Annotated in this window: 31 protein-coding genes; 6 read left to right on the top strand and 25 right to left on the bottom strand. The window is 44.2% G+C overall.

The genetic code is table 11. From position 1 onward, the window contains the following. Positions 1 to 9: 9 nt before the first annotated feature. The 9 genes from fabF to NST34_RS13580 all read right to left on the bottom strand — a co-directional run bounded on the left by fabF (position 10) and on the right by NST34_RS13580 (position 7,434). Entirely contained in the window at positions 10 to 1,248 is a 1,239-nt protein-coding gene (gene fabF / locus NST34_RS13620; RefSeq protein WP_076282776.1) for a beta-ketoacyl-ACP synthase II, read from the bottom strand. A 218-nt stretch (positions 1,249 to 1,466) separates the two neighbouring features. Beyond that, complete coding sequence (locus NST34_RS13615) at positions 1,467 to 1,700, bottom strand: acyl carrier protein (protein WP_036686493.1); 234 nt, start codon at positions 1,698 to 1,700, stop codon at positions 1,467 to 1,469. A gap of 224 nt (positions 1,701 to 1,924) precedes the next feature. Then, complete coding sequence (gene fabG, locus NST34_RS13610; RefSeq protein ID WP_042187706.1) at positions 1,925 to 2,674, bottom strand: 3-oxoacyl-[acyl-carrier-protein] reductase; 750 nt, start codon at positions 2,672 to 2,674, stop codon at positions 1,925 to 1,927. A 52-nt stretch (positions 2,675 to 2,726) separates the two neighbouring features. Further along, positions 2,727 to 3,650, bottom strand: coding sequence for an ACP S-malonyltransferase (gene fabD, locus NST34_RS13605; RefSeq protein ID WP_341127996.1), 924 nt, complete (start codon positions 3,648 to 3,650; stop codon positions 2,727 to 2,729). A gap of 37 nt (positions 3,651 to 3,687) precedes the next feature. After that, positions 3,688 to 4,677 (bottom strand): beta-ketoacyl-ACP synthase III, encoded by a 990-nt coding sequence (locus tag NST34_RS13600; RefSeq protein WP_139328492.1) that lies wholly within the window; start codon positions 4,675 to 4,677, stop codon positions 3,688 to 3,690. An 8-nt stretch (positions 4,678 to 4,685) separates the two neighbouring features. Next, positions 4,686 to 5,675: a phosphate acyltransferase PlsX gene (gene plsX / locus NST34_RS13595; RefSeq protein WP_042187701.1), complete on the bottom strand. Its 990-nt coding sequence runs from the start codon at positions 5,673 to 5,675 to the stop codon at positions 4,686 to 4,688. After that, complete coding sequence (fapR, locus tag NST34_RS13590) at positions 5,659 to 6,255, bottom strand: transcription factor FapR (RefSeq protein WP_042127208.1); 597 nt, start codon at positions 6,253 to 6,255, stop codon at positions 5,659 to 5,661. Before fapR ends, plsX begins: the two co-directional genes overlap by 17 nt. Before the next feature lie 423 nt (positions 6,256 to 6,678). Further along, a complete protein-coding gene (gene rpmF / locus NST34_RS13585) occupies positions 6,679 to 6,852 on the bottom strand; it encodes a 50S ribosomal protein L32 (protein WP_019911234.1) in 174 nt (57 codons plus the stop codon). Positions 6,853 to 6,921: 69 nt separating this feature from the next. Further along, complete coding sequence (locus tag NST34_RS13580) at positions 6,922 to 7,434, bottom strand: YceD family protein (RefSeq protein WP_042187699.1); 513 nt, start codon at positions 7,432 to 7,434, stop codon at positions 6,922 to 6,924. Between the two features lie 218 nt (positions 7,435 to 7,652). Between NST34_RS13580 and NST34_RS13575 the strand changes: the two genes are divergently transcribed. Beyond that, positions 7,653 to 8,891 (top strand): nucleotidyltransferase, encoded by a 1,239-nt coding sequence (locus NST34_RS13575; RefSeq protein ID WP_341127995.1) that lies wholly within the window; start codon positions 7,653 to 7,655, stop codon positions 8,889 to 8,891. On the opposite strand, the gene NST34_RS13570 is transcribed toward NST34_RS13575, so the two are convergent. Continuing rightward, positions 8,881 to 9,918 (bottom strand): SepM family pheromone-processing serine protease, encoded by a 1,038-nt coding sequence (locus NST34_RS13570; RefSeq protein ID WP_076282779.1) that lies wholly within the window; start codon positions 9,916 to 9,918, stop codon positions 8,881 to 8,883. The genes NST34_RS13575 and NST34_RS13570 overlap by 11 nt on opposite strands. A gap of 152 nt (positions 9,919 to 10,070) precedes the next feature. Here NST34_RS13570 and NST34_RS13565 point away from each other — a divergent pair, with 152 nt between their 5' ends. Then, positions 10,071 to 11,297 carry a nucleoside recognition domain-containing protein gene (locus NST34_RS13565; protein ID WP_341127994.1) on the top strand — a complete coding sequence of 409 codons (1,227 nt, stop codon included), beginning with the start codon at positions 10,071 to 10,073 and terminating at the stop codon, positions 11,295 to 11,297. Here NST34_RS13565 and coaD read toward each other — a convergent pair. From coaD to NST34_RS13525, 8 genes are all read right to left on the bottom strand, one after another. Then, positions 11,269 to 11,787 (bottom strand): pantetheine-phosphate adenylyltransferase, encoded by a 519-nt coding sequence (gene coaD / locus NST34_RS13560; protein ID WP_076282781.1) that lies wholly within the window; start codon positions 11,785 to 11,787, stop codon positions 11,269 to 11,271. The two genes, NST34_RS13565 and coaD, sit on opposite strands and share 29 nt — an antisense overlap. Beyond that, on the bottom strand, positions 11,771 to 12,379 hold the full coding sequence (rsmD, locus tag NST34_RS13555) for a 16S rRNA (guanine(966)-N(2))-methyltransferase RsmD (RefSeq protein ID WP_060624086.1): 609 nt from the start codon (positions 12,377 to 12,379) through the stop codon (positions 11,771 to 11,773). The genes coaD and rsmD overlap by 17 nt, the downstream gene beginning before the upstream one ends. A 645-nt stretch (positions 12,380 to 13,024) precedes the next feature. Continuing rightward, complete coding sequence (locus NST34_RS13550; protein WP_341127993.1) at positions 13,025 to 13,480, bottom strand: DUF6773 family protein; 456 nt, start codon at positions 13,478 to 13,480, stop codon at positions 13,025 to 13,027. Positions 13,481 to 13,857: 377 nt separating this feature from the next. Then, entirely contained in the window at positions 13,858 to 13,962 is a 105-nt protein-coding gene (locus tag NST34_RS13545) for a sporulation protein YjcZ (protein ID WP_081382793.1), read from the bottom strand. Positions 13,963 to 14,081: 119 nt separating this feature from the next. Next, entirely contained in the window at positions 14,082 to 14,504 is a 423-nt protein-coding gene (locus tag NST34_RS13540; protein ID WP_076282783.1) for a hypothetical protein, read from the bottom strand. Between the two features lie 112 nt (positions 14,505 to 14,616). Then, complete coding sequence (locus tag NST34_RS13535; RefSeq protein ID WP_076282784.1) at positions 14,617 to 14,901, bottom strand: holin; 285 nt, start codon at positions 14,899 to 14,901, stop codon at positions 14,617 to 14,619. A gap of 20 nt (positions 14,902 to 14,921) precedes the next feature. Beyond that, positions 14,922 to 15,731 (bottom strand): glycoside hydrolase family 73 protein, encoded by an 810-nt coding sequence (locus tag NST34_RS13530; RefSeq protein WP_076282785.1) that lies wholly within the window; start codon positions 15,729 to 15,731, stop codon positions 14,922 to 14,924. Between the two features lie 578 nt (positions 15,732 to 16,309). After that, complete coding sequence (locus tag NST34_RS13525; RefSeq protein WP_042187679.1) at positions 16,310 to 16,918, bottom strand: pentapeptide repeat-containing protein; 609 nt, start codon at positions 16,916 to 16,918, stop codon at positions 16,310 to 16,312. 123 nt (positions 16,919 to 17,041) lie between these two features. Here NST34_RS13525 and NST34_RS13520 point away from each other — a divergent pair, with 123 nt between their 5' ends. After that, entirely contained in the window at positions 17,042 to 17,422 is a 381-nt protein-coding gene (locus NST34_RS13520; protein ID WP_042187677.1) for a PilZ domain-containing protein, read from the top strand. Between the two features lie 112 nt (positions 17,423 to 17,534). On the opposite strand, the gene NST34_RS13515 is transcribed toward NST34_RS13520, so the two are convergent. The 5 genes from NST34_RS13515 to NST34_RS13495 are packed head-to-tail and all read right to left on the bottom strand — an operon-like array spanning position 17,535 to position 21,044. Further along, the gene (locus tag NST34_RS13515) at positions 17,535 to 18,263 is read right to left on the bottom strand and encodes a hypothetical protein (RefSeq protein WP_076282786.1); all 729 of its coding nucleotides are present in this window, start codon (positions 18,261 to 18,263) and stop codon (positions 17,535 to 17,537) included. Beyond that, the gene (locus tag NST34_RS13510; protein ID WP_179085701.1) at positions 18,257 to 18,958 is read right to left on the bottom strand and encodes an ABC transporter ATP-binding protein; all 702 of its coding nucleotides are present in this window, start codon (positions 18,956 to 18,958) and stop codon (positions 18,257 to 18,259) included. The genes NST34_RS13515 and NST34_RS13510 overlap by 7 nt, the downstream gene beginning before the upstream one ends. 13 nt (positions 18,959 to 18,971) lie before the next feature. After that, entirely contained in the window at positions 18,972 to 19,346 is a 375-nt protein-coding gene (locus tag NST34_RS13505; protein WP_042187671.1) for a GntR family transcriptional regulator, read from the bottom strand. Between the two features lie 2 nt (positions 19,347 to 19,348). After that, a complete protein-coding gene (locus NST34_RS13500; RefSeq protein WP_076282788.1) occupies positions 19,349 to 20,095 on the bottom strand; it encodes an ABC transporter permease in 747 nt (248 codons plus the stop codon). Continuing rightward, positions 20,088 to 21,044 carry an ABC transporter ATP-binding protein gene (locus tag NST34_RS13495; RefSeq protein WP_256721552.1) on the bottom strand — a complete coding sequence of 319 codons (957 nt, stop codon included), beginning with the start codon at positions 21,042 to 21,044 and terminating at the stop codon, positions 20,088 to 20,090. The genes NST34_RS13500 and NST34_RS13495 overlap by 8 nt, the downstream gene beginning before the upstream one ends. Before the next feature lie 198 nt (positions 21,045 to 21,242). Between NST34_RS13495 and NST34_RS13490 the strand changes: the two genes are divergently transcribed. The 3 genes from NST34_RS13490 to NST34_RS13480 all read left to right on the top strand — a co-directional run bounded on the left by NST34_RS13490 (position 21,243) and on the right by NST34_RS13480 (position 23,053). Next, on the top strand, positions 21,243 to 21,614 hold the full coding sequence (locus tag NST34_RS13490; protein WP_076282789.1) for a hypothetical protein: 372 nt from the start codon (positions 21,243 to 21,245) through the stop codon (positions 21,612 to 21,614). Positions 21,615 to 21,745: 131 nt separating this feature from the next. Then, entirely contained in the window at positions 21,746 to 22,117 is a 372-nt protein-coding gene (locus tag NST34_RS13485; protein ID WP_076282790.1) for a hypothetical protein, read from the top strand. A 99-nt stretch (positions 22,118 to 22,216) separates the two neighbouring features. Further along, a complete protein-coding gene (locus NST34_RS13480) occupies positions 22,217 to 23,053 on the top strand; it encodes a sulfurtransferase (RefSeq protein WP_341127992.1) in 837 nt (278 codons plus the stop codon). Between the two features lie 42 nt (positions 23,054 to 23,095). Here NST34_RS13480 and NST34_RS13475 read toward each other — a convergent pair whose 3' ends face one another. Together NST34_RS13475 and NST34_RS13470 are read right to left on the bottom strand one after the other, a co-directional pair. Next, a complete protein-coding gene (locus NST34_RS13475) occupies positions 23,096 to 23,248 on the bottom strand; it encodes a hypothetical protein (RefSeq protein ID WP_341127991.1) in 153 nt (50 codons plus the stop codon). Between the two features lie 851 nt (positions 23,249 to 24,099). Beyond that, positions 24,100 to 24,783: a hypothetical protein gene (locus tag NST34_RS13470; protein ID WP_341127990.1), complete on the bottom strand. Its 684-nt coding sequence runs from the start codon at positions 24,781 to 24,783 to the stop codon at positions 24,100 to 24,102. Between the last annotated feature and the right edge of the window lie 688 nt (positions 24,784 to 25,471).

The raw sequence follows: 25,471 nt of genomic DNA, 5'->3' as shown, positions 1-25,471 counted from the left end.
GCTGTCCCCTTACTGATTATATTTTTTTAGAATAACTGTTGCGTTATGTCCCCCGAATCCAAACGAATTCGACATTACAATATCAAGATCCGCTTTACGTGGAACATTTGGTACATAATCCAAATCACATTCCGGGTCCTGGTTGTCCAAATTAATTGTTGGAGCAATCATGCCCTTTTGCAAAGAAAGTCCGCAGATAATAGCTTCAACTCCACCAGCAGCACCTAGAAGATGACCTGTCATGGATTTCGTTGAGCTAATAGCTACTTTATAGGCATGTTCGCCTAATGCTTTCTTAACAGCAGCCGTTTCTGATCGATCTCCTACAGGCGTTGAAGTACCATGTGCGTTGATGTAATCAATATCTTCAGGAGAGATACCAGCATCACGGATTGCCATCTTCATGCAGCGAGCTGCTCCATCTGGATCCGGTTCAGTCATATGGTGAGCATCAGCGCTTAGACCATAGCCAATTACCTCAGCATAAATCTTCGCTCCACGTTTCTCAGCATGTTCAAGGGATTCCAGAATCAAGATCCCAGCGCCCTCTCCCATAACGAAACCATCGCGATCTACATCAAATGGCCGACTAGCCTTCTCCGGCTCATCATTACGAGTGGACATCGCTCTCATTGCACAGAATCCTGCCATTCCTGTTGGACGAATGGTCGCTTCCGAACCACCGCAGATCATAGCATCCGCGTCTCCACGTTGAATCAGACGGAACGATTCCCCAATGGAATGACTTCCTGTAGCACAGGCTGTCACTGTAGTCGTATTCGGTCCCTTTGCACCGAGGTTAATGGACAGCTGCCCAGAACCCATGTTAGCGATCATCATCGGGATAAAGAACGGGCTAACCCGTTTTGGCCCTTTTTCAAGCAACAGATTATGATTGTCTTCCCAAGTACCAAGACCACCGATACCCGAACCAACAGATACACCGATCCGTTCAGCATCGATATCTTCACCGATCTTAAGTCCACTGTCTCTCAATGCATCTTCACCAGCAGCCACTGCAAATTGTACAAAACGGTCCATTTTGCGGGCTTCCTTGCGGCCAAAAAGAGCCTCCGGATCAAAGTCTTTAACTGATGAAGCAATTTGCGTAGTGTATTCACTGACATCAAACGCTTCAACCATCGATACACCTGATTTACCGCTCATCAGATTATCCCAGAACGTCTCCAAGTCTTTCCCCAGTGACGTAATTACGCCCATCCCGGTTACAACCACTCTATGACTCAAACACAATCACCCCATCTATAGGCTGTATACATTATATTCAGTACTTATATACTGCAAATTATTACTATATGAACAGCGATCACCGCATCATTAAAGCTTCCGCGGTTCTGTTATAATCCCTATGAAGCTGCACATGGCAACCTGTAATACAACTTTAATGCTGTATAAATGAGGAGAAGCCCCGCCCAAGTTGGAACGGGACTCTCAATCATATGACTCTAGGTATGAGATTGTATGTACTTCACAACTTCACCCACGGTCGTAATCGTCTCTGCATCTTCATCAGAGATTTCCATGTCGAATTCATCTTCCAATTCCATAACCAATTCTACTACATCAAGAGAATCAGCACCTAAATCATCTTTGAAAGACGCTTCTAATGTTACCTCAGCTTCATCGGCACCTAAGCGGTCGATGACAATGCGTTTTACACGCTCTAATACATCGGACATCCGGTTCACCTCCTCTTTTGGTATTATACGAGATATGAGGTCAAAATACCATAGACCGCAAAAAACGCTTTCCTGATCCCTCACATTTCATCTTTAAAACAGTGTAATTTCTCCCAAGCATAAACGCTTTCGGCGTCCTTATAAGGACGGTAAGTGTTTAAGCAAGAAATATAAAGATAAAGTATAGTGTGAAACTTATACTTTCTTATATTTTCAAAGGAGAATTACATATACATCCCGCCATCCACGTGTAGTGTCTGGCCGGTCATATAAGCGGCGCCTTCAGAAGCTAAGAAAACAACTGTCATAGCTACTTCTTCCGGACGCCCAAGGCGAGCTAGTGGAATGCCCTTCTCTAGCTCACTGCGAACCTCTTCAGAGAGCTCACGCGTCATATCTGTATCAATAAACCCAGGAGCGATACAGTTGACGGTGATGCCCCGCGAAGAAAGCTCACGAGCCGATGCCTTCGTTAAACCGATGACACCAGCCTTAGCTGCAGAGTAATTAGCCTGACCAGGGTTACCTGTCACGCCCACAACCGAGGAAATATTAATGATTCGGCCATAGCGCTGTTTCATCATCGGACGTGTTGCTGCCTTAAGGCAATTAAACACACCTTTCAGATTCGTCTCAATCACTTGATCGAACTCTTCCTCTTTCATGCGCATAATCAGGTTGTCCCTAGTAATGCCGGCATTATTGACAACAATGTCAATACGTCCCCAGGTATTAAGAACCTCTTTCACAAGGCTCTCGGCCTGTTCACTATTGCCGACATCTCCACGGAGTGCAATACCCTCCGAGCCAAGCTCGACAATACGAGCCACAGTCTCCTGTGCCGCCGCTTCACTTCCTGCATAGTTCACGGCCACCTTTACACCGTGTTCTGCAAGAGCAAGCGCGATACTACGGCCAATGCCACGTGAGCCGCCAGTTACAAGGGCCGTTTGGCCCCGCAATGCTGAGAACATAGTCTAATCCCCTTTCAATCATGATGCTGTTGTCAAAATGTTAAACCATTTCTTACAAAACAGTTTGGACACTTTCAAGTGTATTAATGTTGATTACTTTGACTGTTTTATCTATTTTGCGGATCAGACCTGCCAGAACAATACCAGAACCAATCTCAACAAAAGTGTCAACACCATCCGCAATCAACCATTCAATACTGTCTTGCCAAAGCACAGGAGAATACACCTGACGAACAAGCAGTTCGCGAATTTCTTCGGGATCTGTTACCGGTGATGCAGTGACGTTAACGATGACAGGTACATTTGGAGTGTTGAAGGTTACTTTCTTCAACTCTTCTGCCAAACGATCTGCAGCAGCTCTCATCATAGAAGAGTGAAAAGGTCCACTTACTTCTAGCGGAATTGCCCGCTTGCCACCAGCTTCTTTAACACGCTGCACAACACCATTAACGCCTTCCTGAGATCCGGAAACAACGATCTGACCTGGACAGTTAACGTTAGCCAGTTCTACAACACCATTCTCTTCAGAGATAGTTTGGCATAATGCTGCCAGCGCTTCTCGTTCTGCACCAAGCACTGCCGCCATTGCACCTTGTCCTCCTGGAACAGCTTCTTCCATGAAACGACCTCTCAAGCGTACAAGTGTTACAGCATCTTCATATGACAACACACCCGCAGCTACTAGTGCACTGTATTCACCAAGGCTATGACCAGCAACATAATCCGGCTTCAAGCCTTGTTCACGTAGAGCTTCAAGATAGGCTACGCTTGCTGTAAGAAGCGCTGGTTGCGTGTTTACCGTTTGCTTCAACTCACTGTCCGGTCCTTCAAAAATCAGCTTACTTAGTGGAAATCCGAGAACTTCATCCCCTTTCTCGAACACTGCACGGCTGTTTGGAAGAGCATCATAAACATCCTTGCCCATTCCAACTGCTTGTGCTCCCTGACCGGGAAAGACGAATGCAATTTTACTCATAAGTATGAACTCCTTCCCGTATAACGGTCTTAGCTTATTACCAGATCAATACAGATGCGCCCCAAGTCAAGCCACCGCCGAATCCAACCATCAGGACGGTGTCGCCTTCTTTCATACGTCCTTCTTCCGCCGCTTCAACAAGCGCTAGTGGAATGGAGGCAGCCGAAGTATTGGCATATTTATCAACATTGATTACACATTTCTCTGGTGGCAAATCAAGACGCTGCATAGCGGATTGAATGATACGAATATTCGCTTGGTGAGGTACAAACAAATCGATATCTTCCTTACCCAGACCAGCTTTAGTAAGCACACGTTCTGTAGCTGAGCCCATTACACGAACAGCAAATTTAAAGACTTCACGGCCATTCATATAAATGAAATGCTTCTTATCTTCAACGGTTTGCTGAGAGGCAGGCAAGCGCGAACCGCCGGCTTCTAGCTTAAGCAAGTTCCCTCCAGAGCCTTCTGCACCCAGATCAAAGGATTGGAAACCACGACCTTCCGGAACCTCACCAATGATAACTGCACCTGCTCCATCACCAAACAAGACACAAGTATTGCGATCTGTATAATCTGTGATGCGGGATAAAGTATCCGCACCTATAATAAGTGCATTGTTGTACATTCCGTTCTGAATAAAGCCAACCGCAGTAGCTAAGCTGTATACAAAACCAGAGCAGGCTGCTGACAAGTCAAAAGCCGCAGCACCTTTAGCACCCAGCTTATCCTGTAAAATACAGGCTGTAGAAGGGAAAGCACTATCAGGTGTTACTGTTGCAATAATAATAAGATCCAAATCTTCGGCTTTCATTCCAGCGGAATCAAGTGCCTTGAGTGCTGCTTCATACGCTAGATCAGAAGTTGCCTCGTGAGGCGCAGCAATATGTCTCTCGCGGATGCCTGTCCGACTGACGATCCACTCATCGTTAGTCTCCACTATTTTTTCCAGATCGCTATTTGTCAATATTTTCTCAGGTACATATTTCCCAGTTCCTATAATTCCAACCGGTCGCAACTGTCTCATGTCGTCACTCACTTCCCGCTAATTTCCTTGGATATACTTGGCACAAGATCGGCTTGTAGAGCAATCCGCGCTTGTCTTACCGCATTCTTAACTGCATTTCCGTCAGAAGATCCGTGGCCCTTAACTACCAATCCGCTAAGACCGAGTAGTGGTGCACCACCGTGCTCTTTGTAATCCATTTTACCCTTTAAAGCTCTAAGCTCCGGCATCAGCATAGCCGCGCCAAGCTTAGTCTTCAGGGAACGACTAAATTGCTCCTTGAGCAAAGAGAACAAAGCACCCGCCGTACCCTCAAGAGACTTTAGCAAAATATTACCGGCAAATCCATCGCAGACAAGCACATCGCAATTCCCTGTCAGTACGTCACGTGCCTCAACATTACCGATAAAATGAATGCCTGGCAAGTTCTCAAGCAGCGGATAAGCTTCTTTCGTCAGTTCGTTACCCTTTCCAGGCTCCGTCCCTACATTCAGAAGTCCCACACGCGGCTTAGCAATACCATGAACCTTGCTCCGGTAAATGCTGCCCATCAGCGCATATTGTACCAGATGTTCAGGCTTCGCATCCATGTTAGCACCAAGATCAAGAGCCAGTACGCCAACATCGTCAAGCGTTGGAATCATAGGCGCCAGTGCAGGACGTTCAATTCCCTGCATCCGGCCAACTACGAGGAGTCCTGTGGTCATTAGCGCACCCGTGTTACCCGACGAAATCATAGCATCTGCTTCACCTTCACGCACCATTCGTCCAGCTACAACCATGGATGAATCTTTTTTACGACGAACTGCCTTAACCGGCTCTTCATCAGAACCAATGACGTCTCCTGCATGACGTATTGTCAGATTAGATGGCTTGTCTTTGAGTAGTGGCTCTAATCTGGCTTCGTCACCAACGAGCACAATCTGCGTATCTTTCCATTCCGCGGCCGCGGACAACGCCCCCTCGACATTACATTCAGGAGCGTTGTCCCCGCCCATGGCATCAATGGCGATCAGCACTATGGTTACCCCCTTCACTGTGTTCATCATTTGCGGACCGATACACTATAAAATGGCCCTGAAACACTAGTTCTTCTCCGACATAGGTGAATACGTCCACCTCTGCTTTGCCACCCCTACCGGCGAGTGACCGCACCTGTGCTTTGGCAATACACTTCTCACCTAGCTGAACTGTGCGTACAAAACGTATATCGGCTGAAGCGGTCAGAGCAATTTCATCGTTGATAACGGCAACCGCAAGCGAGTTCGCTTGAGCAAACACATAGTGACCACGAGCGATCCCATTTCTAGAGAACACATGGTCTTCGCGAATCTCAAATATCGAAATCCCACTCTTGTCCAATTGTAAATCCACAATATCTCCGATGACTTCATCCGCAGGCAAAGAGCGCACCTGATCATAGGAGTGCTCTGCCATTTGCTTCATTCGTTCACGCAGTTCCGGTATCCCCAGCTCCATTCGGTCTAACCGAATCGTCTGAATGCTAACTTTTAGCTGACGAGTCAACTCCCGATCCGTTACAAAAGGATTACCTGCGATTATATGTAGCAGCTGTTGCTGACGTTCTTTCTTGGACATCCGCTCGATTGCGGCTCACCTCCTGGCACGTGCCAAGCATAAACGCCTTCGGTGTCCTTATGGACGATAAGCGTTTAAGCGAGAAATATAAGACATCAAGTATAGGTGCATAACTTATACTTTCTTATATTTTAAAGAAAGCATTCGGCCGCTTGAATGGCCGCTGTTATATTAGGTCAAATAACCTTAAACATTATTTAGAACCAGGTACTAATATGTAGTATAAAGCATGCCGCACCAAAAATAAAGCATTGACTTCTGGGCGGCTTATGTTTGGATAAGCATAAACGCCTCAGCGTCCCTAATAGACGGTAAGCGTTTGTGCAAAAAATATAAGGATAATGTATAGCGTGAAACTTATATATTCTTATATTTCAAAAAAAATAGTACTTCACCGATAGTGAAGTACTATTTATTCCGAAACTATTGTTTGATGATTTCTCTTGCTTTGTAAGTTCCGCAAACTTTACATACGTGGTGAGCCAATTTCAACTCTCCGCATTGTTCGCATTTCACCATGCCCGGCACAACCAACTTAAAGTGGGTGCGACGTTTGTCACGGCGTGTTTTAGACGTTCTACGTTGTGGTACTGCCATGTGTTCCACCTCCTTGTGATATTTCTGTCAGCCTGCTCCTCAGAGCAGAATGTGTTTTGTTGTAATGTTTCATTTGAAAAAGTCTTTCAACCCAGCGAGTCGAGGATCGATCACTGTGTTGTCGCAACTGCAGGTGCCTTCGTTCAAGTTCTGTCCGCATTTCTGACAAAGACCAAGACAGTCTGCCTTGCACAATACCGAATCCGGTAAGTGCAGTACGAAATTTTCTTCCACATAAGGAATAAGATCCACAACCTCATCCTTGACGTAAATGAGTTCCTCATCTTCGTCATCATCTGGAAGAACTGGCTGCTTAAGCCACTTGAAAGTCTCAGCAAAAGGAATGTTCAAATCACTTTTGACCTCCGTGAGACAACGTGAACATAACATGTCCACATCTCCACTCAGTTTTCCCACCACGTTCACACAATCGGTTCCCGCGGGCAGCGCTTTAAGGTCCACTGAGAGCGGAGCAACAGCTAGAATATCCTTGCGCCCTTTGACTACCTCGCTGACATCCACAACATCGTGAATATGTAACGGTTCGTCGGCATTCGCTAATTTGCGAAAGTGAATCTGCATAACTTATCACTCCCAAACAAACAAAATTTATTATACCTAGTATTATATACCTTTGTCAACCATTTTCCCTTTATATTGTTTCAGGAATTGGAGAGAATTATGATATAACTATTAGTGTAAATCAAAATGACAGCATATGCGAACTGAGTTTCTAAATATTAATCTTACTAATCTCTACTTATATTTTAAATAATGGTTACATACGGAGGGAAGCAGCAGTGACAACAGTTGGAATAATAGCAGAATACAATCCATTACATAACGGACATGTCCATCACTTCACCGAAGCCAAAAGACTATCTGGCGCTGAGCGCGCCATTGTCGTCATGAGCGGTCCCTTCACTCAGCGCGGCGAGCCGGCGGCAGTGAGCAAGCAGGCCCGGACAGAGATGGCGCTACGAATGGGCGCCGACCTCGTCATTGAGCTGCCGGTGGCCTATGCTGTACAGCCGGCAGAATGGTTCGCCTTCGGAGCAGTTGCACTGCTGGAAGCGACCGGGGTCGTGGACAGCTTGTGCTTCGGCTCCGAAGCCGGTACTTTGGGTTCGCTGCTTCCTCTGGCCAAGTATCTAGCAGAGGAAAGCAGCGAACTTCAGAGCGAGATCCGCCGCCGCATGGCGCTCGGAGCGAGCTTCCCCGCCGCATACAGCGCAGCGGCGGCGGTGGCCTTTGAAGGGACTCTCCATGAAGAGGAGAGTCCCGGCGATGCTGGCGAGCTGCTGCGCCAGCCGAATAACAGCCTTGGCTTGCATTATCTCATCGCCTTGCAGCGGCTAAATAGCAAGATTGAGCCGCTAACCGTTCCGCGAACGGCAGCCGGATTCCATGATCCTTTGCAAGTTGGCTCATCGATCGCAAGCGCCACTGCTATTCGCAAGCTGCTGCAAGAAGGCGGCTCTCCAGCAGCATACATGCCGGAATATAGCGTGTCCATATTAGAAAGAGAGCATGCAGCAGGTAGAGGTCCTCTGGCATTGGAGCATTTCCGAGGTCCCCTCCGTCACCTGCTCTCTACACGTACCACTGCCGAGCTACGAACCATCCAAGACATGAATGAAGGCTTGGAGAATAGAATCCTTCGTCTTATGCCCGATCTTGAGCAATTCTCTATCTCGGGTTTGCTTCAAGCCCTTAAGAGCAAGCGTTATACGCATACACGACTGCAACGTCTACTGCTACACATTTTGCTGAATCATACAAAGGAAGAAATGACCCCTTCTGTACTAGCGGAGGGGCCCGGGTATATTCGAATCCTTGGTTTTAGAGAAAGTGGACGAGCTCTCCTTAAAGAGATGAAACAAAAAGCAACCTTACCCATCGTCATGCGGCCTTCACTGTGCTCCCATCCACAACTTGAACGAGACCTTCAAGCCGCGTCTGCTTTCGCAGGAGCTTTTCGAGAACCTTACAGAACCGATATGTATCGCGATTATTTGGAACCTCCGGTCATGGTTTGACCGGTAGTTCCTCCATATACTTCAGTGCTTCATCCAGTGTCGATACGGGTACCAGCTTCATAGATGTGCCGATTTTATCAGCTTTCGTTTTGGCTTCGTCGTAATTCTTAACAGGAACGAAAAAAATCTCCGCCCCTTCTCGATCTGCAGCAACAATCTTATGCTTCACTCCACCGATAGCACCAACCACACCCTCAGCGTCGATCGTGCCCGTTCCTGCAACCCTATGACCTTTGGTTAAATCACCAGGCGTAAGCCGGTTGTAAATCTCCATAGTGAACATCAGTCCTGCAGAAGGTCCGCCAACATTCGTATCCACAAAGCTGACCGCTTTGCCTTGTTCTTTAGGTTTTACCTTTTGAACTGCGGCTATAGTGACTCCAAAACCAGGTCGAACTGCAGTAACATCTTTATCTTTGATCTCGACAAGTGTCACTTGTTCCTTTACTTCCTTACCGTTTCTTTGTAAAACAACAGCGACCTGATCACCGATTTTTTTTGTTGAAAGTAAAGCAGAAAGTGCTTCTGGATCGGGTACCTTCTGGCCTTCTACACTTATGATTCTGTCACCCGGCTGGAATTGTCCTTTATTACTGGCAACCGGAACTGAAAAAACATACAAATAATCCACAACATCCTCATACGGAATTCCTGCAGCATGATAGGCCGCCTGAACGGAGTAAGATTGCGAGCTGTTCATATAAAAAACCTGCTCCGCAGCATACTCATCTTCAGACTTATCTCCTAACCGTGTTTCTTTCCGCACAACCTCTGAATTGGAGTTAAAAACAGAGGCGACCAGCAACGCCACATTAGCGTAACTAGCAGATACTGTAGTCATCATGAAGGTTCCTTCTTCAGCTGGATCAGCATTTTCCACTTTAATCATAGGGGCAACTTCAGATGCACTACCCGGTTGATATACAATGTACGGGGTGTTCATAAATACAAATACATACACGATAACTACAAACGTAAAGAGGTAAGCTGTGGCACGGAATCCCGGCCGATGCTTCAACTGCTTCACTACTCTTCCCTTCTTTCCCACGGCACATTTAGGATATGAATGTTTGAACTTCATTACCGCTTCGACTAGTGGTTTGGCATGATGGTTGTCTACTCTGCATAAATTGATAACACATCCGCTATGCCTTAAGTTATGAAGAGGTGATTCTAGAAATGAACAATATTAAAATACGCCGGCTAGCTAGTCGCTCCACACCTTTTTTATCTGGGGTGATCGCAATCCTGTTAGCCATTGCCATCATCATCTCACCAGAAAGCTCTTTCGAGGCTTCTCTCCAAGGGTTAAAGCTCTGGTGGACACTCGTATTCCCTGCACTTCTACCCTTCTTGATGCTGTCTGAGATGCTAACCGCTTCGGGCTTCGTGCATGGTTTCGGAGTTCTCCTGGAACCATTGATGAAAAAGGTCTTTCGACTGCCTGGCGCGAGTGGTTGGACTTTGGCGCTTGGAATCACCGCTGGATTCCCCGGCGGGGCTGGAGGTGTAATGCAGCTTCATAAGCAGGGCAGCATTTCGGACAAGGAAGCCGCTCGTCTTGCTTCACTTACGCATTTCGCCAGTCCAGTAACCCTGCTCATTGTGATTGGTGTAGCTTTCCTACATAGTCCTACAGCAGGTTACTTTCTACTTGCTATCCACTGGGTTTCAGGACTTTTGGCCAGTTATACAGACGCTCTTTTAAATGGCCGGCTAGACAATCTGCAGCCTTCTTTAAAAGAAAGCACGAATATCAAACGACCTTCTTTATATAGTCGTGTCCAACTTGCAGCCACTGAAGCCAGATCAAGAGATGGCCGAAGCTTCGGTAGACTTCTTGGGGAGTCAGTAGCTACAGCGGTACAAAATTTGATGGTTGTGGGCGGTTACATGATTATGTTCGCCGTGGTCATCAATATCATTACTACGGTACTTCCTGCATTGCCAGCCGCTCTGCCAGCGAGCTTGCTCGAGATTCATTTAGGAGCCGACGCTATAAGCAAAGGACTCTCGAGCATCGGAGCCGGAGCATCAGGTGTACTAGGCTTGGCCATGCTCTCTGCTGCGCTAGGCTGGAGCGGGCTCTGCGCACAGCTACAGGTATTGACGTTGCTTAAACAAGCAAATGTCCGATTCCTCCCCTATGCTGTCGTTCGCCTGATGCATGGCGTTTATGCTTTTTTATTAACACTGCTACTATGGAAACCACTTTTAGTAATAAGTGAGGCTGCTTTGCCTGCGCTCGCTGATTCACAATCCATACCAAACAGAACCATTAATGTAACTGCCATATGGAGCTCTTTTCCACAGTTGCTTAGTTTGCAATCGCTTCTGCTAATCATCCTCCTGGCATTATCCGCAACGATATATCTCGTTAGCGCTTTTCGCCATCGGCTCGATTAAATTTAAGCTTCATCGCCTGTTCCACCTCAGGCGTCACGAAGTCAGACACATTCCCACCAAAATGGGCAATTTCTTTTACAACGCTGGAGCTTAAATAGGAATATTTCGGATTAGTCATCATAAAGATCGTTTCCGCATCCGGATCCAGACTATGGTTGATGGATGCGTTTTGCAGTTCATATTCAAAGTCAGTTACGGTACGAATACCACGTACAATGACTTGAGCATCTTTTTGACGAACATAATTGACTAATAGATCCCTAAAGCTGTCGATTTCCACATTGGGAATATCAGCTGTCGCCTGTCTTAAAAGCTCTGTCCGCTCTTCTACAGTAAACAGCGGGTTCTTACTCAAATTATTAAGCACCGTTACGATTAAACGGTCGAATTGCTTGGATGCGCGCCGAATAATATCCATATGTCCCATAGTCACGGGATCAAAGGTGCCTGGATAGATGGCAACACGTTCTTTTCTAATTTGCTGACTCATTCTCTACCTCCTCACCAGTCTCGCTTTCCACAGAAGGATTAGCTTCATACTGATAAATAGAAATTGTCGTTTCTCCGTATACGGCCTGACGCAGCCTATAAAATCCTGGGATATCCTCAGGATAGGCATAACTTGATTCATGCTCCAGAACAATGATTGCGTCCTCTTGCAGCATTCCTTTTTCTACCATAGATAGCATCAGCTCATCTCCGTGCTTCAATCGGTAGGGAGGATCTAGAAAGACTAAATCAAAAACACGTCCCCGCTTCTCTAATGCACTGAGTGCTCTTCCTGCTTCATTTCGGTACACTTGCGCACTCGCTTCAAGATTAGTCGCCTTCAAATTGGCACGAATGGTGTCAATACTCTTGGGATCCATATCTACAAATACGGCACTTTCCATCCCTCTGCTTAAAGCTTCGATACCCAAACCACCTGTACCTGCGAACAAGTCCAGTACCGCTCCACCTTCAAAATATGGACCGATCATACTGAATACAGCTTCCTTCACCTTATCGGTTGTAGGCCTTGTTCCACTTCCCGGCACACTTTTTAGTGGTCTTCCTTTTGCACTTCCCGATACCACTCTCACCGTCAATCACCCGCTCTATGTCTCTGTTTGTTATACCCAAAAGGGCATAAGTCCACGCCTATCGTAACACATTTGCGCAATGAAATAAAAAATTTGTCTAGATATGAAAAATGGAAAGATCAAGACTATTCCGATAAATAAGTCTTCCTTATGTATAAGACTGGGCTTCCAGGGACATCATGTAATTATCGACACCACAAATGTCGTAGACAACCGCGGAGCAGGCTTACGTTTCCCCATAAGCTCTTCGTCCGGTTTCTCCTCTCCCATGAAAGGAGCCCTAGAGATAGGGCTCCGAATTTATGTTTAAAGACATTAAAAGTTATTATTATATATGTAATAATCAATACAAAATTACTAGTTTCGGACAATGAGAAAGAAGAACTCACACAGTGGCTTGCGAATGCTGCCGCCTTAGGAATACCCAAATTTCTGCAATTGCCTCTTGGCTCAAAGATCACGGTCATAGGGAAATATGGGCTCTCGTGCTCATCCTTTCGGAGATCTGCGACGTGCCATATTTTCAGCAGCGTATTCAACTCCCTCTGATAAAATTAAAGCTCATTCATATTGAATTGGATATGGAAAACGACCTACGTTTATATGAGCGTGGCAAGATAGATGAGGATGAAACATCCGCGCATTTCATTCAACTGTATCATCACTACCTAATTCATCATCGATTTGCTGTTGTCTTTTTTTATTTATATTCCGTAACACTAGCTGTGTAAGAAAATAAACAATTATAAAAGATACAAAGATTAAAATAATGCTCCAAACATTTCTTTCTCCCGCCAAAACTATAAGCAACGAAACACAAATTCCGCCTGAAATAATGCTGTTTATGAGCAGCTTTTTGTTTGTGTGTCTTTGGGAATCCCAAATATCAACACCAACAGACAAGTGCCGGATCGTTATATATATTCCACTACCAATCAAACAGAAAAACTCGACTGCAAATTGCTCAAACGGAGCATTCATTATGAATTGTTGAATCAGTACTGAAATCAGCAAACAATATACTAATATTTGATAAGCATCACTTTGAATCTTTCTTCTTTGAGATACAACTCGTTCATCATTCATTTTACTTTTTTTCATTATTATCCCTCCCTATAACCAGAATTATAATATATTTATTACATAATGCAATTTATATATTGCATTTAAATGTGAATAAAAAGCAAACTCACACAATAAATTCGCTAAAGAGTATATACATCACAAAAGGACCACCTTTCGGCAGCCCTTTGTTAGACAGTCACGGTAGGGGTTACATGATAGAAATAAAAGCTTCCCACCGTTACGACAATGATTAATAGTACAATAATGGAAGAAATCCCGATCAGCATTTTTTATGTACTTCAATACGAGAGTAGAATCCTAACGACTTTTGCTTAGCATCGCATAAATTGAAATAGTACCATAAAGAAAGTCTGCTTCCAGCACGTATGCCAGAAGCAGACTTTTTTATATCTTTAGAATATGCATGCGCTCGTAATAATAACTAACAAGATGAACAACACTAAGATTGCGCCTGTATTAGTAAAAGCACCACCAACATGACCAAATTCTGCACCCATGAGAAGACCTCCTCCGTATTTTAGAATACATCATAAGATATGTAATCATCTTCTTAGAAGATTGGGCGAACGGTTAAAAATAAAACCCCGCCAACTGCGCGAGGTTAGTGTAAAAATGTTTAATCAGAAACTAAAATACCGTCAAAGCTTTCTGGACCCACACGTACTGTTCCAAGAAGACTAGAAGAAACAAATGCTGTATAAGTGAGTTGAGGTGTGATTGCAGGTAAGAAGTCTGCTGCCGAGAAGGTTATCACTTGCGGTGCCAGTATACTAAGGCCAAAAGTTGAAGTAGCAGAATACACTTTCGGATCCGTAGGCAAAGTTCCTCTTACAATCGTAACTGTAATACCCACCAATGACAGCGGTAGAGTAACAGATATCGTCCCTTTTAGCAGCACACGCGGGTTCGTAGTCACTCCTGCAGTTATCAAACCAATTTGTCCAAACAACTGTGGCGTGTTAATTGCTGTAATCGGGATAGCTATCGAATTGGCGAGACTGGCATTTTGTGATGTTCTAGCGTCAAGATAGGTTCCCATAGTTACACCTCCTTTTTCTTTTCATACCATAATATATTAGTCATCTTGATAGAATGCGTAGTCATTTTACCAGTGAGAAAGGATTGATTTTAAAAAAATGAATACGACAGAATCATTTATCGTCTGTTTTAGTTCCATCCCTTTTGTTAAAAGCAAGCTCGAATAACCCCGTCGCCGAAAGTCCTGCTAGCCCTCCAGCCCATAGCCGCAGGATCAGATTCATATCAGTGAACGGATAGGCCACTGCTCCAACCAGCAAGCCAATAGCTAATCCAACAACCGGTACAATATTCCGCGGAAGTTGCACGCTATTCTTCACAAGTTGTACAAGCGCCATTACAAAAACAGCCAGCACGGAAGCAAAGGCAAGCACACTGTTGAGAGCATCATTATACATGGTGTTTAATCCTCCTTATTTCATTTTCCACTACCAGGAGCAAATAAGCCTGCACGGTTCAGCACTGTTATTATGCGATAGAAGTCATAACTGCCACCTGACGGTGTATCCAGCAGCCCTGCAGCACTCGCGGCTTTTACTGCCGCTTCAGCCCATGGGGGTACATTCATCACTGCTCGGCCTTCGATTAATGTCACACGATCTGAAAGCTTAGTAATCGACTGGCCTTGTTCCTGCATACCTGTTTTTAGCGTATCCTTGCTATCCGTAAGGCTCACAATAACAGCACGCAATTCCTTTATTTCCATTTCCAGACTAGCCAGCCTTTGTTTATCCTCTGCCGACATTTCGTCATCACCTTCCTTGGCTTCATCATCATATTTATACAGATTGTAGGTATTCATGATTTGGATTAGCTTTGCTGCATAGTTTGGGTCGGTAGCATAACCAGCGGCAGCAATCTCTTGTGCAGCTACCTTGCCACTAGCACCAAGCACCTTGCTGTAAAGATTACGATTCCACGAAACACCATTCACAATCAACGCGGAATGATCCGCAACAGATTCTCCCCAGTTGTTATAGGCCCGAAAAAGAGCTTCTACTTTAACAGCTTTACCATTAACATATTCAGTAGTTTGCACAGTAATACTACCGGCTGGTCCGCTACCTTTAATCCCAAACAAATTGTTGGCCTTAACAGTCAATCCGCTGCTACCAAAGCCCGATTCCAGCGCCGCTTGAGCTATCGTTAGCGATGCCGGAACCTTGCTGATCTGCATGTCCTTCACAGCAAAATTTGCGATCTTCGCAATAAACTCAGTCTCCGTCATTTCATCACTTCCTCTCCTTTTATTAAATGCTGAGCATAATGAAATGCTTGTGCATATCCCTACTAATAGAGCGTCATTGCTAGATTCCATTCAAAATAAACGTCAAAACACGCGCCCAAAGAGCGCGTGTTAGTATTTGATAATACAGATGTGACATAAGTAGCTGAAAAGAATTAAATGAAGCATGCAACTAACATAGGGCTATTGGTCCTGCTCACATGAGCAATTTACTTCTCGTAGATTCATAATATGTAATTATAAGTAAAATTGTCTTGAAGTTTCATTAAAACTAGCGTAACATATAGTATTAATTGACTATATAGGAGGGTCTAATAGACTATGCCTTCATATTACTTTAGAGAACTATGGACACCCTTACGCTGGGTAGGTATTAAATTTTTCCGTGATGACGAAGGTTTTCTTTGGATTAAATGGTGGGCCAAACCCAGAAAAAGACTGCGTTAACCGTTAAGCAAGCAAATATACATAAGAAGTTTCATACAATGTGCATATGTATTTCTTGATAACAATCTAAAGGGGCATCAACCGCTAAACATTAGCAGCTGATGCCCCTTTTCCTAGTTTCCTACCTTAGCCCCAAAAGAGCGCGCTAACAGTACAGCCTGATCTATATCCATACGAACACCTTGCAGATCCAAACTTTTCAAATCAATTCCTTCAACTATAGCATCCCGTAGGTCAGCCCCCTTAAGCTTGCATTGAGACAGCTGTACACGGCTCAGATCAGCCCCTCGAAGATCACTTTTTTGCAAATTACAACCCATGAGATCGGCCTCAGTAAATCGAATCCCACGCAGATCCTGTCTGCTAAGATTGGTATGTCTCAGGTTCGTGTAAGACCAGTCCCCGCCGATAAGTGTGATCCCGTCCAAATAAGCATTTGAGAAATCAGAGCCTACCATTTTACAATCTTCAAATTTCGATACGAACAGATTCGCACCCGTGAACTTACAGTTAGTAAAAGCCGTGCCTTTATGATGTGATGCATTGAGCATGGCTCCAGTAAAATCGCAATCTATAAATCGGCAGCCGATGGAAGTCATCTCTTCCATAGAGCTTCCCTTGAAGGAACACTGCTCAAATGTACAGTTATTTAGTTCCCCGTCCTGTAGACTTCCTTGGTCAAAATTGTGTTTTTGGAACGTTTCATTAAGGTATTGGTACATGTTAAGTCTCATCACCTTCATTAGGATTAAATAAATTTATTCTTATTAAAAATAGCACTTTAGTAGATTGTTCTCAACAATCTCTTTCGATATAATTGCAAATAAACGATATGGAGGGAAATTATGGATGTGTCCAGCAGGAAAGAACCATTTCGCTATGTAATGAACCAGCCGCTTGAATGCTGGATTGAAGTTCCAATAAGTAGTAGCGGTCCGGGTGCCGGAAAGCTAACAGAAGCTGTGTTGCTCGATCTTAGCCGATCTGGCTGCAAAGTGCGTACCCCCCTGAATCTTCGATTCACGGCGGGCGATACAAAGCTAGTGATTCATCTTCAATTAAACGAAGAAAAGCTTCAACTCGTGGGCAGCGTCCGCTGGGGCTGGATGTTCGGACTCGGCCAATACCAATATGGAGTTAAACTTAAATTGAACGAGGACGAAGAAGAACAGCTACATAGAGAACTCGATATATGGACAGCCTCTCTAAATGTAGAGGGCCTGTAGAATTCTACATAACAGATGCCCTTCTCATGGAAAGGCGTCTTTTTTTTGCATAAAAACGAAGACAAAGCTAATCGCTCTGCCTCCGTTCTAAAAATCGTTATTTCAGGTGTACCTAGGACTCCACTCTTTTTTTAACGAGCTTAACAATAGCAAATACTAGAATCGCAATAATCACAGCTTCGAACAGGGTAGGAAGTAAGCCAAGAACATACTGAGAGATCTCAATATCATTTAATTTAGCGGCCTCATCCGTCACTTCAAATCGAAAAGCTCTTTCCAAAGTGATATTTTCATGATCGAACATCGATGTTTCTAATGAAGAAATTATATACTGTATTACAAAAAAAACGGCTATCCCAATCCATACTCTTCCTTTCACTCTCACACTCATTGCAACGGTCATGGAGAACATCACGAGCAACATAGAGTAGGCGGAAGCCCAAAAGACTATTAGTACTGTATATGCGGAGATCAGCCAAAATTTTTCCGGTAAAAACAAAGTTGAATACATCATAATATCTACTGCTAAATGAATATAAGCAACTAGAAATAAACCGAGTAACGACCCTAAAAACAGCATTACCGGTGAGAGAACGGTATGCAGGACTGGTACTGGCACAAGCCTCCGATTGAATAATCTCAGGTTCTGACCGAAGGTGCGCAGACTAAAAAAGAGAAGCACTACACCTGCTACGGCATAGGAAGTGATGTTCATCATGAACATATCTTGATCTGATTGAACAGTAAATCCTATCACAAACTGCACAAGAATGGTGATTACAAAAACAGCAAGAAACTTATCCCTATCTCGTCTAAAATCATACTTCACTAGCTTTAGCATTCTGCGTACACCTCTCTGAACAGTTCGTCTATGCTTTTACCTTGGCGCAGCCGGATATCTTCTACCGCCGTATGCATCACAATTTCTCCCTCTTTTATAAAAATCACATCATCAAAGATCCGCTCGATATCCGATACTAAATGAGTAGAAAGGAGAATGGTGCTGTCCTCTTCATAAAACTCTACTAACGCGTTAAGAATTTTAGTTCTAGCTACTGGATCTACACCACCGATTGGCTCATCCAGTAAATACAGGCTAGCTCGACGTGATAAAGCAAGTGTAAGCTGTAGACGCTCATTCATCCCTTTGGACAAATCCTTCACCTTATCTTGAGCACTTAGCTTCATAAACTCCAACATTCGAGAAGCCTTAGTCTGATCAAAATCCGGATAGAAATCACTTTGGAACTTTAGAGCATCCTTAACATTCATCCAGGATTCTGTAAGCGGCTTATCGGGCATAAATGACACTACTGCTTTACTATCTATGCCTACAGCCCCTCCAATAATGGATACACGACCGGAAGTAGGCTGTGTCAGCCCGGCGATGATTTTCATAAGTGTACTTTTACCGCTGCCGTTACTGCCCAGCAGTCCCGTGATTTTACCCGCACTCAGATTAAAGGATACTCCGCGGAGGGCGTGCTTGGATCTATATTTTTTTGTAACGTCATGAACCTCAAGTATATTTTCCAACTTGCTTATCCCCCTATTCTCCATCCTTGTTTCGGATACTCTCTGCTACTGCCGCTAAAATATCTTCACCTTGAAAACCAAGGTCCTGCATGCCACGAATGAAACGATCCAGTACATCCTTTGCCATTTCTTTTTTGATGGTCAAAATAGTACCTTCATTACTAGTGACGTATCTTCCCATTCCACGCCGGGTCTCCACGATTTCTTCACGCTCCAGTTCCTGAAAGGTTCTTTGTACTGTATTCGGATTAATCTGCAGTTCATTGGCAAGCTCTCGTACCGAGAGAATTTTATCTCCTGGTTTTAACTTACCTGTGACGATTTCTCCTTTGATATAATTCATGATCTGAATATAAATCGGCAGGTTGTTATCGAATTCGATTGTCATGATTAAGCAACATCCCTTCGTCTAAAGACGGAGAAGCCTATGAGTAGAAAGACAGCTGTGTATAAAACTAGCATTACTATGGAAAAGGTCAGCGTCATTCCAGGCATAGGTGCTCCTCCACCTTCATAAGCAGCTAAATTTAGGTTGGGGAATAATACATATTTATAAAATTCACGAAAAATAACCAATTTGTCTATCATCAGCATAAACATTGTAGCACCAATTGTAACACCCGTAGATGTTGTCAAAATACCGATCATTAAAGCAAGTGTTGTATATACAACTGTACTAACTGAGTTATACATTAAACTGGTTAACATCTCACGAATACCAGCCTCACCACCACTCAAGCCAAACCATAAAGCTCCTGATGCAAAAACCGCCAACATGCCGACAACTGCCACTGAGAACGCGTAAATCAACACAACAGCATATTTGGACGCAAGTATTGCTGTACGACTTCTCGCACGGATTAGAAGGAATTTGATGGTGCCCTGACTATATTCTTTTGAGACAATACCCGCTGTTCCGATGATTGCGAGAATGGTAATCACTTGCCCAATCCCTTGTGAAAGCAGCATCATTGCTGAAAAGTCATAAGCTGATCCAAACATATCAGGTGAGGCAGAATGAACAATATAACCTAATAGCAGGGATAATAGAATTAATATCAGGTAAGGTACAAAAAACGTACGTTTCTTCGAGAGCTTGAGCCATTCATTAACAACCAAATTATTAAAGCTACGCAATTCGGTTCCCTCCTGTCCATTTCAAGAAATCTTCCTCTAAGCTTTGTTTATTCTCTGCAATCCGGTAAATACCTACCCCTTTATTACTAAAAGTCGACACTAGTTCCGGCACTTTACTGTCATGCAGATTTATTGTCACCTCAGAACGAGCACTATCCATAGACAATAACTCTGCGTATTCTAGCCCTTCCAAGATGTTAATTGCTGATTCTACTGAGCCTACACGAATGGTTAGTTTCACATCTGAAGCTGTCTCCTGCTCCCCACCAATCGCTGTAACGGTCACCAATTTTCCGTTCTGAATCACGATGGCCCGGTGACAAATTTGTTCAATTTCAGTTAGTAAGTGACTGGATATTAGAATAGAAATCCCTTCAACCTCAGCAATCCTACGCATATAATCACGCATTTCTCGTATGCCTGCTGGGTCAAGGCCGTTCGTAGGTTCATCTAGAATCAATAACTTTGGTCGGTTCAGTAATGCCTGAGCAATCCCAAGACGTTGACGCATACCCAGCGAATAGGCCTTCACTTTCTTATTCATCGCTTCCTGAAGTCCTACCAATTCAACAACCTCATCAATTCTGCCAGCCTCAATATTATCTGTCATTCTCTGGTATTGCTTTAGATTATCAAGCCCTGTCATATACGGATAGAACTCTGGATTTTCAATAATCGCTCCAATATGTCCAATAGCTTTATTAAAATCACTCTTAACACTGTGACCTTGAACGATCACATCGCCTTCACTCATCCGTATAAGACCCGTCATCATCCGGATCGTTGTTGTCTTCCCTGCACCATTGGGTCCCAATAACCCAACAATTTCTCCCTTACGGATATCAAATGTCAGCTTATCCACAATGGATTTCCCTTTAATGATCTTGCTTACCCCATTCATTTGCAGCACGATTGAATCCTGCATGCGTTCATCACTTCCCTGCTTCATGGTAATCCTCCCTGCCATCTTTTTATTATTGATGAGTTTGTTTTAACGTGTCGGTGTTATAGTTGAATAGTACACTAATGCATTGTTTATGTAAAGCCCGAATAATTGAATGACGTAAAATAAGGGCTTTCTATTAGACTATCTGCCAAACCAAAAAATGAAATGAACATAGATTAGATTACAAAGGAGGAATGACAAATGAAAAAAGAAGTTCATGTATCACAGACTTATCCACGCTTAACTGTTTACGATGAAGAAAACTTTAGGGGTAACAGTAGAATCTATACTGGCAACCTAGGCATTCGTAATACGGACAACATCCTCGATGGTATTGAGAGTCTTCGTTTCTTCTCTACCAGCAGCAACGCAACACTGGTACTGTTCACAAGAACTAGGTTTAGAGGGAACTTCCGCGTACTCCGTGGTAACCGCAGCATCCGTGATTTGGACGATTTCATTTCCGGCAATGATGTGGAATCCATTATTTCAACCAATCAGAGATTAACTCTCGAACAGATTCGCAATATCCGCAGCAGCGGCACTTTGCCTGCGGGATATCGCCTGATATAACATTTCCATTCAACAAGAAAGGAGCAATCTGGTGCTAGAGCCCAGGTTACTCCTTTTTCCCAAGTGATCTTCTAAGGTCAAATAGTTATTAGATTTACCTGCTAAGTCAATCCAACAAGGAGAGATGAAATATGGTAACCATAAAAGCAGCGTCCGTAATCTATCCCAGATTAAGAGTATATAGTGAGGAGAACTTTCGTGGGCTCCGCAGAACCTATCGCGGCAACCTAGGCATTGCAGATATTGATGCAGTCCTTACTGGAATAGAAAGCTTACGATTTTTCTCCACGAATCCGAACGCTACGCTTGTGTTGTTCGATCGTTCTCGCTTCCGTGACAATTTCGTAATTCTGCGTGGTAACCGCAGCATTCGCGAACTAGATGACTTTCTCCGTAGAGGAGATGTCGAATCGCTCATTTCAAGCAATCAGCGTCTGACTCCGGCGCAGGTTCGCGCCATACAGCGTACTGGTAGCTTGCCTTCAGGATATCGTTTGATCTAATCACCTGAGGACGCAGTTTAAGCTATAAGCTTAAGGTGCGTCCTCATTTATTTTCCGCTATAATGACTCCATACATATTAATAGAAAGAAGGTATCTTTATGGAACCAATCGTTTCTACCCGATGGCTGCTTGCTCGGTTATACGAACCTGAACTGGTTATAGTCGATTGCCGTTTTTTACTCACCGATCCGGAAGCTGGACGTAAAGCCTATACAGAAGATCATATTCCCGGCGCAATCTATTTTCATCTAGAAGAACAACTCTCCGCTCCAGTAAGCGCACACGGTGGACGCCACCCACTGCCTGAGATCTCGAAGCTAACCACCGTTCTTAGCAAGGTTGGTATTAACAGAGATAGTATTGTCGTTGCTTATGATGATCAAGGTGGTGCCTACGCTTCCCGTCTGTGGTGGATGCTTAAATATTTGGGACATGAACGTGTGTTTGTAATGGATGAAGGCTACTCTGCTTGGAAAAAAGCATCCTTCCCCGTCAGTGATCATCAAGCGGTTAGGATTCCTAGCCAGTATGAAGCAGATGTTCAGAAGAAGATGCTTGCTAGCATGGAAGATGTGCAAAATGTAGTTAACGACGGTCGCGCACTATTGATTGATTCCCGCGAGTCCCGTCGCTATGAAGGGCTGGAAGAACCGATTGATCCGAAGGCAGGTCATATTCCTGGGGCGATCAATAAGTTCTGGAAAGAAGTGCTGGATGAGCAAGGACGCTGGAAATCAACTGAGGTGCTGAAAGAGCATTATGAGGGAATTGATCCTGAGCAAGAAATTATCGTGTACTGTGGTTCAGGTGTAAGTGCCTGCCCGAATGTGCTCGCGCTCGGAAAAGCTGGGTATAGGAATGTGAAATTGTATGCGGGTAGTTGGAGTGATTGGATTTCTTATGAGGAGAATCCGGTGGCGATAGGAGAAGAATAGAATAAAGAACCTGCGGCGCGGATTCTTATGATTCCCTGGAAATCAGAGGCCTGATTTACCCGACTGGAAAAATATCGTATTCGATTTTTCGTGTATATTTGGCTCGTTCATGGTTCGGTGGCACATGTATGCGATTTTTCGCATACATTTGGCTCGTTTACCTACTGTCGGCACATTGTGTTCGGTTTTTCGCATACACATGCCTCCTTCAACTTGCCGACGGCACATTGTATTCGATTTTTTCACGTTTCTTTGGCTCGTTCAGCTTGCCGGCGGCACATTGTATTCACTTTTCCGCATACATTTGGCTCGTTTACCTACCGTCGGCACATTGTGTTCGGTTTTTCGCATACATTGGCTCGTTCAGCTTGCCGGTGGCACATTGTATTCGATTTTTCGCATAAATTTGCTCAATTACGTTACCGACGGCACATTGTATTCGATTTTTCGCATATATTTGGCTCGTTCAGCTTGCCGGTGGCACAATGTATTCACTTTTTCGCATACATTTGGCTCATTTATGTTACCTTTGGCACTTAGTGTTCGGTTTTTCGCATACATTTGGCTCATTTACGTAACCGGCGGCACATTGTATTCACTTTTTCGCATACATTTGGCTCGTTTACCTACCGTCGGCACATTGTGTTCGGTTTTTCGCATACATTTGGCTCGTTCAACTTGCCGGCGGCACATTGTATTCGGTTTTTCGCATACACATGCCTCCTTCAACTTGCCGACGGCACATTGTATTCGATTTTTCGCATACATTTGGATCGTTTACCTACCGTCGGCACATTGTGTTCGGTTTTTCGCATACATTTGGCTCGTTCAGCTTGCCGGTGGCAAATTGTATTCGATTTTCCGCATACATTTGGCTCGTTTACCTACCGTCGGCACATTGTGTTCGGTTTTTCGCATACATTTGGCTCGTTCTACTTGCAGGCGGCACATTGTATTCGGTTTTTCGCATACATTTGACTCGTTCAACTTGCCGGAGGCACATTGTATTCGATTTTTCATTCACATTCTCACGACGGACTTCATCTTCAAACCAAATCTGGACTTTGTAGCGTACCAATATATTCATAGTAAATGATCCGCTGAGATGAACCTCTTGCCACCGGGCGAAATTTTCCTTTATCCACCAGCTGACGGCAGTATTTAATGATCGTCATCGTGTGCAATTCCAGTTCTCTCGCGGCATCAGCCGGGCGAAGGACTCGATGGTGCCGGATGGCTGCCCGCATCAGATCGCGCTCGATTCTGGAATAGGCTCTCTCAACGGTTGTCTTCGCAGACTTTTCTGCTAACAAATAAGAAAAGAGAATGTTCCGCAGCGCGGAGAGAATGAAGGATGGATTTTCTTTTAGCTCATCCAGCGAGATATAGAGCACCGTGCAGTCTTGAGACTGTAGAAAAAGCCCGCGGTTCAAGTCCATGCGGTATTTGCTACGATCCGTTCCATGTGAGCCATAGTCCATGATCTCAAATGCAATACGCGAGGCTCCGATCTCCCACAAAATATCCACAAAATAGGATCTGCCGCGCCAGTCCTTAACTTCATATTCTGGGTGTAATCCGTGAAAATGTCCGGCTAGAGGCCACCACACCCGCTCGACAAACAAGCGATTTCCGTAATCATGACCGCGTTTAAGTGCATCGAGCCGCTCTCCCTTCCTTTGTTTAAGATGATTACATAACCATTCATTATGCTCCCTCTCGAAACCCATTACCTATCCCCTCGCTCTGCAACGAAATATGTTTTTAATCATACAAAACCCCGCCTCTATTCCAAAAGGAAAGGAGACGGGGCATTCTTTGCCTCGTTTGGTTTTATCTATACATAGTGTGCCACATTATCATTAGAATGCACAATAGGAAATCGGCAGGATCATTCAAAATAAATAAGCCCAGTAAAATCCCCCAAAAATTCTATCACCCTCTATTCCATTTATTTTTATATTTATATCCTCTTTTCTTTTAATATTTTCACTAATAATACATTTTCACATGGCATATTTTTTCTTTTCTATTTTTGGGTTTACTTTCCATTTCAATCAACTGCCCGCCCGGGGTAATATCGCTGGAGAAGGCCGGATATACGAATATACAACGGTATGTAGTAAGTTAGAGTGATTGGGTTTTGTATGGGGATTACGATCGTTCTTGAGGAAGATTAAAGTTAAAAGCGCGTGCTTGATATCTGGTTAAACGATTATATGAAAGAGAAGCAACTGTCAGCATACCGGAGTATCCGGCCGCACTTCTGCGAAACGGTCCGCTGAGGACTCCCGTTCCATTCTGAGTAGTGCTCACCCTATCTGAGGACGGTTGGTCCGCGTTGGGTTCGACCAGGATTTTCTGTATAATGGTAAACGTTACGTCGGATGTGATGTTAAACGCACGAAATGACAAGTA

The organism is Paenibacillus sp. FSL H7-0714, from assembly GCF_038003765.1.
GTDB lineage: Bacteria > Bacillota > Bacilli > Paenibacillales > Paenibacillaceae > Paenibacillus_AQ.
The sequence above is the reverse complement of the archived record's forward strand: the minus strand, read 5'-3'. Positions and strand labels throughout refer to the sequence as shown.

Bases quoted from the DNA above. Each gene is read 5' to 3' on its own strand.
- NST34_RS13545 (WP_081382793.1), bottom strand. From the start codon at position 13,962: ATGGGTGCAGAATTTGGTCATGTTGGTGGTGCTTTTACTAATACAGGC.
- fabD (WP_341127996.1), bottom strand. From the start codon at position 3,650: ATGAGTAAAATTGCATTCGTCTTTCCCGGTCAGGGAGCACAAGCAGTT.
- NST34_RS13550 (WP_341127993.1), bottom strand. From the start codon at position 13,480: ATGAAAAAAAGTAAAATGAATGATGAACGAGTTGTATCTCAAAGAAGA.
- NST34_RS13485 (WP_076282790.1), top strand. From the start codon at position 21,746: ATGGTAACCATAAAAGCAGCGTCCGTAATCTATCCCAGATTAAGAGTA.
- NST34_RS13480 (WP_341127992.1), top strand. From the start codon at position 22,217: ATGGAACCAATCGTTTCTACCCGATGGCTGCTTGCTCGGTTATACGAA.
- NST34_RS13475 (WP_341127991.1), bottom strand. From the start codon at position 23,248: ATGCGAAAAACCGAACACAATGTGCCGACAGTAGGTAAACGAGCCAAA.
- fabG (WP_042187706.1), bottom strand. From the start codon at position 2,674: ATGTTCTCAGCATTGCGGGGCCAAACGGCCCTTGTAACTGGCGGCTCA.
- fapR (WP_042127208.1), bottom strand. From the start codon at position 6,255: ATGTCCAAGAAAGAACGTCAGCAACAGCTGCTACATATAATCGCAGGT.
- NST34_RS13580 (WP_042187699.1), bottom strand. From the start codon at position 7,434: ATGCAGATTCACTTTCGCAAATTAGCGAATGCCGACGAACCGTTACAT.
- NST34_RS13495 (WP_256721552.1), bottom strand. From the start codon at position 21,044: ATGAAGCAGGGAAGTGATGAACGCATGCAGGATTCAATCGTGCTGCAA.
- NST34_RS13505 (WP_042187671.1), bottom strand. From the start codon at position 19,346: ATGACAATCGAATTCGATAACAACCTGCCGATTTATATTCAGATCATG.
- NST34_RS13525 (WP_042187679.1), bottom strand. From the start codon at position 16,918: ATGTACCAATACCTTAATGAAACGTTCCAAAAACACAATTTTGACCAA.
- NST34_RS13615 (WP_036686493.1), bottom strand. From the start codon at position 1,700: ATGTCCGATGTATTAGAGCGTGTAAAACGCATTGTCATCGACCGCTTA.
- coaD (WP_076282781.1), bottom strand. From the start codon at position 11,787: ATGAGTCAGCAAATTAGAAAAGAACGTGTTGCCATCTATCCAGGCACC.
- NST34_RS13600 (WP_139328492.1), bottom strand. From the start codon at position 4,677: ATGAGACAGTTGCGACCGGTTGGAATTATAGGAACTGGGAAATATGTA.
- NST34_RS13565 (WP_341127994.1), top strand. From the start codon at position 10,071: ATGAACAATATTAAAATACGCCGGCTAGCTAGTCGCTCCACACCTTTT.
- NST34_RS13490 (WP_076282789.1), top strand. From the start codon at position 21,243: ATGAAAAAAGAAGTTCATGTATCACAGACTTATCCACGCTTAACTGTT.
- NST34_RS13520 (WP_042187677.1), top strand. From the start codon at position 17,042: ATGGATGTGTCCAGCAGGAAAGAACCATTTCGCTATGTAATGAACCAG.
- NST34_RS13540 (WP_076282783.1), bottom strand. From the start codon at position 14,504: ATGGGAACCTATCTTGACGCTAGAACATCACAAAATGCCAGTCTCGCC.
- rpmF (WP_019911234.1), bottom strand. From the start codon at position 6,852: ATGGCAGTACCACAACGTAGAACGTCTAAAACACGCCGTGACAAACGT.
- NST34_RS13530 (WP_076282785.1), bottom strand. From the start codon at position 15,731: ATGACGGAGACTGAGTTTATTGCGAAGATCGCAAATTTTGCTGTGAAG.
- NST34_RS13515 (WP_076282786.1), bottom strand. From the start codon at position 18,263: ATGCTAAAGCTAGTGAAGTATGATTTTAGACGAGATAGGGATAAGTTT.
- NST34_RS13535 (WP_076282784.1), bottom strand. From the start codon at position 14,901: ATGTATAATGATGCTCTCAACAGTGTGCTTGCCTTTGCTTCCGTGCTG.
- NST34_RS13470 (WP_341127990.1), bottom strand. From the start codon at position 24,783: ATGGGTTTCGAGAGGGAGCATAATGAATGGTTATGTAATCATCTTAAA.